This window comes from Salipiger marinus (genome assembly GCF_035481585.1).
GTDB classification, from domain to species: Bacteria; Pseudomonadota; Alphaproteobacteria; order Rhodobacterales; family Rhodobacteraceae; genus Salipiger; species Salipiger marinus.
In genome coordinates this window covers 302018-308729 of the sequence record NZ_JAYKSL010000002.1, presented here as the reverse complement: position 1 = coordinate 308729, position 6712 = coordinate 302018, and the positions used below count along the sequence as shown (strand labels likewise).

The 6712-nt window shown below is 65.4% G+C and carries 7 protein-coding genes; 6 read left to right on the top strand and 1 reads right to left on the bottom strand.

Going from position 1 to position 6712, the window contains the following annotated elements:
* Window positions 1-91 precede the first annotated feature (91 nt).
* The 3 genes from VK682_RS04625 to VK682_RS04615 all read left to right on the top strand — a co-directional run bounded on the left by VK682_RS04625 (window position 92) and on the right by VK682_RS04615 (window position 2121).
* Window positions 92-691: a histidine phosphatase family protein gene (locus VK682_RS04625; RefSeq protein ID WP_089844809.1), complete on the top strand. Its 600-nt coding sequence runs from the start codon at window positions 92-94 to the stop codon at window positions 689-691.
* 117 nt (window positions 692-808) lie between these two features.
* Complete coding sequence (locus tag VK682_RS04620) at window positions 809-1618, top strand: thymidylate synthase (protein ID WP_089844807.1); 810 nt, start codon at window positions 809-811, stop codon at window positions 1616-1618.
* Window positions 1619-1620: 2 nt separating this feature from the next.
* Window positions 1621-2121, top strand: a complete 501-nt coding sequence (locus VK682_RS04615; protein ID WP_230796278.1) for a dihydrofolate reductase — start codon at window positions 1621-1623, stop codon at window positions 2119-2121.
* A 66-nt stretch (window positions 2122-2187) separates the two neighbouring features.
* Here the strand turns inward: VK682_RS04615 and VK682_RS04610 are convergent, their stop codons facing one another.
* The gene (locus VK682_RS04610) at window positions 2188-3321 is read right to left on the bottom strand and encodes a mandelate racemase/muconate lactonizing enzyme family protein (protein WP_089844803.1); all 1134 of its coding nucleotides are present in this window, start codon (window positions 3319-3321) and stop codon (window positions 2188-2190) included.
* Between the two features lie 417 nt (window positions 3322-3738).
* Between VK682_RS04610 and VK682_RS04605 the strand changes: the two genes are divergently transcribed.
* From VK682_RS04605 to VK682_RS04595, 3 genes are all read left to right on the top strand, one after another.
* On the top strand, window positions 3739-4722 hold the full coding sequence (locus VK682_RS04605; RefSeq protein ID WP_089844802.1) for a TRAP transporter substrate-binding protein: 984 nt from the start codon (window positions 3739-3741) through the stop codon (window positions 4720-4722).
* Window positions 4723-4845: 123 nt separating this feature from the next.
* Window positions 4846-5331: a TRAP transporter small permease gene (locus VK682_RS04600; protein ID WP_230796280.1), complete on the top strand. Its 486-nt coding sequence runs from the start codon at window positions 4846-4848 to the stop codon at window positions 5329-5331.
* Between the two features lie 62 nt (window positions 5332-5393).
* Window positions 5394-6680, top strand: a complete 1287-nt coding sequence (locus tag VK682_RS04595) for a TRAP transporter large permease (RefSeq protein WP_089844798.1) — start codon at window positions 5394-5396, stop codon at window positions 6678-6680.
* Window positions 6681-6712 lie beyond the last annotated feature (32 nt).

Here is a 6712-nt window from a genome sequence, read left to right as displayed (position 1 = left end):
TGGTGCCGCGCGGCACCGCGCTCCCCGACCGCTTCCACATCCTGCTGCCCGACAGCTGCCCCACGATCTTTCCCGAAGGAGACCCCCACCCTTGAAACGCCTGCTTCTGATCCGCCACGGTGAAACCGAATGGAACGCGCTGCGGCGCCTGCAGGGCCAGTGCGACATCGCACTCAGCCCCGAGGGCGAGGCGCAGGCCCGCGCGCTGGCCCCGCTGGTGGCCTCGCTCGCCCCCGGGCTGGTGCGCAGTTCCGATCTGCGCCGGGCGCGGCGCACGGCGGATCTGCTGGGCCATCCGGCAGCGGAGCCGGAGCCGGGGCTGCGCGAGCAGGCGCTTGGCGACTGGGAAGGCCGCGAGATCGCCGAGATTTGCGCCGAAAGCCGCGAGGAGTATCTGGCATGGCGCGCGGGCCGCTTCACCCCGCCGGGGGCGGAGGACTGGACGATCTTCCGGTCCCGCATCCGGCAGGTGATCGAGGAGGCCTTTGCCGCCGGGCCCGATACGGTGGCGCTGGTCTGCCATGGCGGGGTGATCCGCGCCGCGCTGGATGCCAGCCTGTCGCTGTCGCCGTCCAAGATCATTCCCGTGGGCCCGGCCAGCCTGACGGTTCTGGCCCATACCGGCAGCGAGGTCCGGCTTGAGGCCTTCAACGTCCGGGGGCAGGATCTGGTGCTCGACGCCCCGGACTGAACAGCCCCCGCCGTGCCTTCTCGCAAGGACGGACCTGCGCTGCGCGCCGCTTCCTGCCCTTGGACCGGCCCGCACCACCGGATACACTCCCCCCTTGGACCCACAGGGAGCGTCGCGATGCGCCAATACCATGAAGCCCTCCGCACCGTTCTGACGCAGGGGATCCCCAGCGACGACCGCACCGGCACCGGCACGATTTCCTATTTCGGGATGCAGACGCGCTATGATCTGGCGGATGGCTTCCCGCTGGTGACAACGAAGAAGCTGCATCTGCGCTCCATCCTGCATGAACTGCTGTGGTTCCTGTCCGGCAGCACCAATATCGGCTATCTGAAGGAAAACGGCGTCTCGATCTGGGACGAATGGGCGGACGAGACCGGAGAGCTTGGCCCGGTCTATGGCAAGCAGTGGCGCAGCTTCGCCACCGCCCAGCCCGGCCCGGACGGCCAGAGCGGCATCGACCAGATCGCGGATCTGGTCGCGGCGATCCGCACATCCCCCAGCAGCAGGCGGCTGCTGGTTTCGGCATGGAACCCGGCTGAACTGGCGCAGATGGCCCTGCCGCCCTGCCACACGCTCTGGCAGGTGCGCATCCTTGGCGGTCGGCTGCATCTGCAGCTTTACCAGCGCTCGGCGGACATGTTCCTTGGCGTGCCTTTCAACATCGCCTCTTACGCGCTGCTGCTGCGGATGCTTGCGCAGGTCACCGGCTATGAGCCGGGGGAGTTCATCCACAGCATCGGCGACGCGCATATCTATCTGAACCATGTCGATCAGGTGACCCTGCAGCTGTCCCGGCAGCCCAAGCCCCTGCCGCAGCTCAGGTTCCGCCGCGAGGTCAGCGACATCTTCGACTTCAGATACGAGGATTTCGAGATCACCGGCTATGATCCCGATCCGGCCATCAAGGCCCCGGTGGCGGTGTAATCATGATCACCGTCATCGTGGCCCGCGCGCGCAACGGCGCAATCGGCAAGGCAAACACCATCCCGTGGCACGCGCCGGAGGATCTGGCCGCGTTCAAGCAGGAAACTCTGGGCGGCGCGGTGATCATGGGCCGCAGGACGTGGGACAGCCTGCCCCGAAAACCGCTGCCGAACCGGCTGAACATCGTGGTCTCCGCCTCGCTGCCCGACGGCCCCGACCTGTGCCGGTCAGTCGAAGAGGCGCTGCGCCACGCCCGGGCGCAGGGGGTCAGCCGGATCTACGCCATCGGCGGCGCCGCGATCTATGCCGAGATGCTGCCGCTGGCGCATCGCCTGCTGATCACCGAGGTCGACATTGCCGTGGAGGGGGCCGACACGTTCTTTCCCGAATTTGCCGCGCAGGACTGGCTGGAGATCGGCACCCGCCCGCTGCGCGCCGAGGCGCCCCGCTGCGTGCTTCGGGAATTCCTGCGCCGCGACCCGCAGGCTCTGATGCCGCGCTGATCTGCTGGACATCCGTCGGAAGTTGGTGGCTGGCGGCAGCTGTTGCGCCGCCAGCCCGGCGGGGGCTCAGCGCGCCTCGTCGGCGTCGCGGATGAAGTCCATGTCAAGCTCCAGACCGAAGCCCGGCTTTTCGTTGAGCGTGAAGGCGCCCGCCTCGGGCATCGGCCCGTCTTTCAGCACCAGCCCGGTGATCTCCTCGAAAAGCCGCAGGCGTTCGACAAAGGGGGCGTTCGGCATCGCGCTGACAAGATGCAGGTGCATATGCTCCATCGCATGCGGCGCAAACCGCAGGTTCCATGCCTGCGTCAGCGCCCCGATCTTCAGCATTTCCGTGTAACCGCCCGCCCGCGCGGCATCGGCCTGCACGATGTCGGCGGCCTCGGCGAGGATCAGGTCACGCACGCCGTAACGGGTGTATTCATGCTCTCCGGTGGCAAGTGGGATGTCGGTGCCCCGCTTGAACCGCGCGAGCCCGGGAATGTCATCGGCCAGCACCGGCTCCTCGAACAGGAAGATGTCGCAGTCGCGCACCCGGTTGGCGAACTGCACCGCCGTGGCCGCATCCCAGCAGTTGTTGGCGTCAAGCAGCAGCCGGATGTCGGGCCCGACCGCATCGCGCACCTTGCGGACCCGTTCGACATCGCGGCGCAGGTTGGTCGCGCCCTCGACGCCGACCTTGAACTTGATATGCGAATAGCCCTGCGCGACCATGTCCGTCATCTCCGCCAGAAGCTGGTCATCGTCATAGGAGGTCCAGCCGCCCGAGGCATAGACCGGCACGCGGGTCTGGTTGCCCCCCAGCAGGCGGAACACCGGCAGGTCGACGATCTTGCCCTTCAGATCCCAAAGCGCCAGATCGATCGCGCTGAGTGCCGCAAAGGTCAGCCCCTTGCGACCGACGCCGCGCAGGTAGTGGAACAGGTCGGTCCAGATCGCTTCGGTTTCCAGCGGATCGCGCCCGATGATGGCAGGGGCGATGTTGTTGAGGATCAGGCTGCGCGTCGCCTCGCCCCCCACCTCGTGATAGGTCAGGCCAAATCCTTCCAGCCCCTGATCCGTCGTCACCCGCACGACGGTGAAGCCCACACATTCGACGGTGCGTGTCGCATCGGCAAAGCCGGAGGCCACCCGTGTGGAGACAAGATGCACGTCCACGCGGGCAATGCGATGGGCGGGGTGATACTCGGGTCTGTCGGTCATGTCGGGGTCTTCTCGCTGGGGAAACCTGACGTCACACTACCGATGTAAGCGATTTAGACAATAGGCCAGTTGCGCCCGCCTCCCGGCTGCGGCGGACAGGTGCGCCTGCCAGACTTATACGCCAGACTGTCCGCAGCGCAGAGAAGCCAAGTGTGACACGGGTATTTTTCTGCCGTTTTCCGCAGATTTCTTTTGTATCATCCGGGGAAGGTGGAAACAGACCAAAGGATTTTCACATCGCGCAAGATTGGTCATTGACCTGTGCCGTCATCTTGTCGATAGTGTAAGCGATTACATATCGGGGCCTGCGGGAGGGGCAGGTGGCGCAACGTCCGGGCGCCGTCCGATATCGGATCCCACACCGTTGCGGCCCTGCGCCGGGCCGAAGACAATCCGGACGCCAATGGAGGAGAAAAAATGCAGTTTACCAAGATATTTGCCGGGGCCGCTTCGGTCATCGCGCTGTCGGCGGTGGCGGGTCATGCCGCCGATCTGACCATGCGCGTCGGCACGGTCTACCAGACCACGCACACGATCTCTCAGGCCAGCGCCGAATTCGAGCGGCTGGTCGAGGAGAAATCCGATGGCGCCATCGAGGTCGAGGTCTTCTATGCCGAAGAGCTTGGATCGGAACGCGAGATGGCCGAGATGACCCGCGCCGGCGGGCTGGAAATGGTGCTGAGCGGCCTGCCCGGCACCGGCGCCTTCGTGCCGCAGATCGAGGTGATGGAGGCCTTCTACACCTATGACTCCGTCGAAGAGCTGGCCGAAGTGGTGCGGGCCATCGAATCCGACCTGAACGTGTTCATGGAACCGCAGGGCTTCCACCTTGTCGGCACCATGTATCAGGGCCCGCGCAACCTGCTGTCCACCAAGCCGGTCCGCAGCTTCGAGGACATGCAGGGCCTGAAGCTGCGCATCCCGCAGACCCCGCTGTTTGTGGCGCTGGCGCAGTCCTGGAACGCCACGCCGACGGCGATCAGCCTTGGCGAGGTCTATACCTCGCTTGAATCCGGCGTGATCGACGCGGTCGAGGGGACATCGGAAACCATCGTCTCCAGCAAGTTCTATGAAAATGCCGGCTATCTGACGCTGACGCAGCACAATTACTATCCGCAGCCGATGGTGGTGAACAAGTCGTGGTGGGACGGCCTGACCGATGACCAGCGCGAGGTCATCGAAACCTCGGCCAAGGAGGCGGGCGAATACCAGCTGTCGCTGCACAAGGCAGCCGATGACGCGGCACTGCAGACGATGCGCGATGCCGGGGTCGAGATCATCGAACTGGACACCGAACCGTTCCGCGAACCGGTGCTTGCCGCGATGGATGACTACATCAAGAGCAAGGGCGACGACGTCTACGCCGTGTATCAGAAGATGCTGGAGGTCTCGGCGGACTGAGCAGGTCATCAGGTGCGGATCCGGCGCGATTTTATCGGCATCGGATCCGCCCCCTGCTAGGCTGCGCGGGCTTACACTGCCCGCGCGCCGAATCATCTCCGACATCCCACAAGAGAGTCTGGCATGACCAAGATCTACATTCACCTGATCGAGGCGCTCATCATCCTTGGGCTGATCGTCATGGTCGCGCTGACCTTCACCTCGGCGATGATCCGGTTCGTGCCGGGCTTCGGCGGCATCTTCTGGGCCGAGGAGGTGACGCGCTATGTCAGCATCTGGATGGTGTTTCTGGCCGCCGGGCTGGGCGTCCGCAGGGGCATCCATCTCAGCGCCGACATGATCGCCATGGCCGCGCCCGAAAGCGTGCGGCGCGGGATGTTCCTGTTCGCCTATGCCCTGATGCTGGTCTTCGAGGGGGTGCTGCTGTGGTATGGAACCCAGCTTGCCATCTCGAACCACGCGCAGCAGTCGGCCTCGCTCCGGATGCCGATGAGCTATGCCTATGCGGCGATCCCGGCGGGTGCTGCGATCATGGTCTTTGAAACGCTGCGGCTGATCGTGCTGGAACTGACCGGCACCTCCACCGCCGCCTCGCTGGTCGACGACTGAGCGCCCTGCGCCGTCGCACCGCGACACCTTCTTTTCCCCTCTAGCCTGCGGATTGGTCCTTCATGGTCGGCATCCTGTTCACCTCGTTCTTGATCCTGCTCCTTCTTGGGGTGCCGATCGCCTTCGCGATCGGGCTGGGGGCGCTGGTCCCGATCGTGCTTCAGGGAAACCTGCCGCTCAGCATCGTCGTCAGCCGCATGTTCGGGGGCATCGACTCCTTTCCGCTGATGGCGATCCCGTTCTTCGTGCTGACCGGCACGCTGGCGGGCGCCTGCAACCTGACGGACCGGATCGCGGCGCTGGCCGGATTCATGGTCGGGCGGATGCGGGCGGGGCTCGCCCATGTGAACATCGTCGCCTCCATGCTCTTTGGTGGCGTCACCGGCTCTGCGGTCGCGGATGCGGCGGCGACCGGGTCCATGATGATCCCGGCGATGAAATCGCAGGGTTATCCCGCGGGCTATTCGGCGGCGGTGACGGCAGCCTCCTCGGTGATCGGGTCGATCATCCCGCCGAGCACGCTGATGATCGTCTACGGCTTCCTCACCGGGGTGTCGACGGGGCGGCTGTTCCTTGGCGGCGTGATCCCCGGCATCCTTGTCGGTCTGGCGCTGATGCTGGTCGCGCATATTCAGGCGGTGCGGCTTGGCATCGGGCATGACCATGACGACCGTCCGCGCACCTTCGCCACCTTCTGGTCCATCGCCAAGGACTCCGGCCCCGCCATGCTGGTGCCCGTCGTCATCATCGGCGGCATCGTCGGCGGCTTCTTCACCCCGACCGAGGCGGGCGTGGTCGCCGTTGTCACCATCCTGCTGATCGGGGCGCTGATCTACCGCAGCTTCACATGGGCCTCGCTGCGCGAAGCCTTCCTCAGCGCCGGTTACACCACCGCCATGGTGATGATGATCCTTGCGGCCTCGACGGTGTTTGCGAACCTGCTGACGCGCGCCCGGTTCCAGAGCACCCTGATCGACCTGCTGTCAGCGGTCAGCCCGATCGCCGAAGTGCAGATGCTGCTGATCATTCTGGCGCTGCTGTTCCTGACGCTGTTCATCGATGCCACCGCCGTGCTGATCATGTTCGCAGCCCCCCTCGCCGCCGTCTGCGCCACGCTGGGTTATGATCCGGTGCATTCCGGCATCGTCATCGTCGTCACCTGCCTGATCGGCGGGGTGACGCCTCCGGTCGGCACGCTGCTGTTCATCGCGGCGGGCATCGCGCGGATCTCCATCGGCGAGGCGTCGCGCGCCATCCTGCCCTTCGTGCTGGCACTTCTGGCGGTCAACGTGCTCATCATGCTGATCCCGTTCCTCGTGACATGGCTGCCGCGGCTCGCCTTTGGCTGAGCCCGACAGCGCAGCAGCCCCCAAGCCCGAGA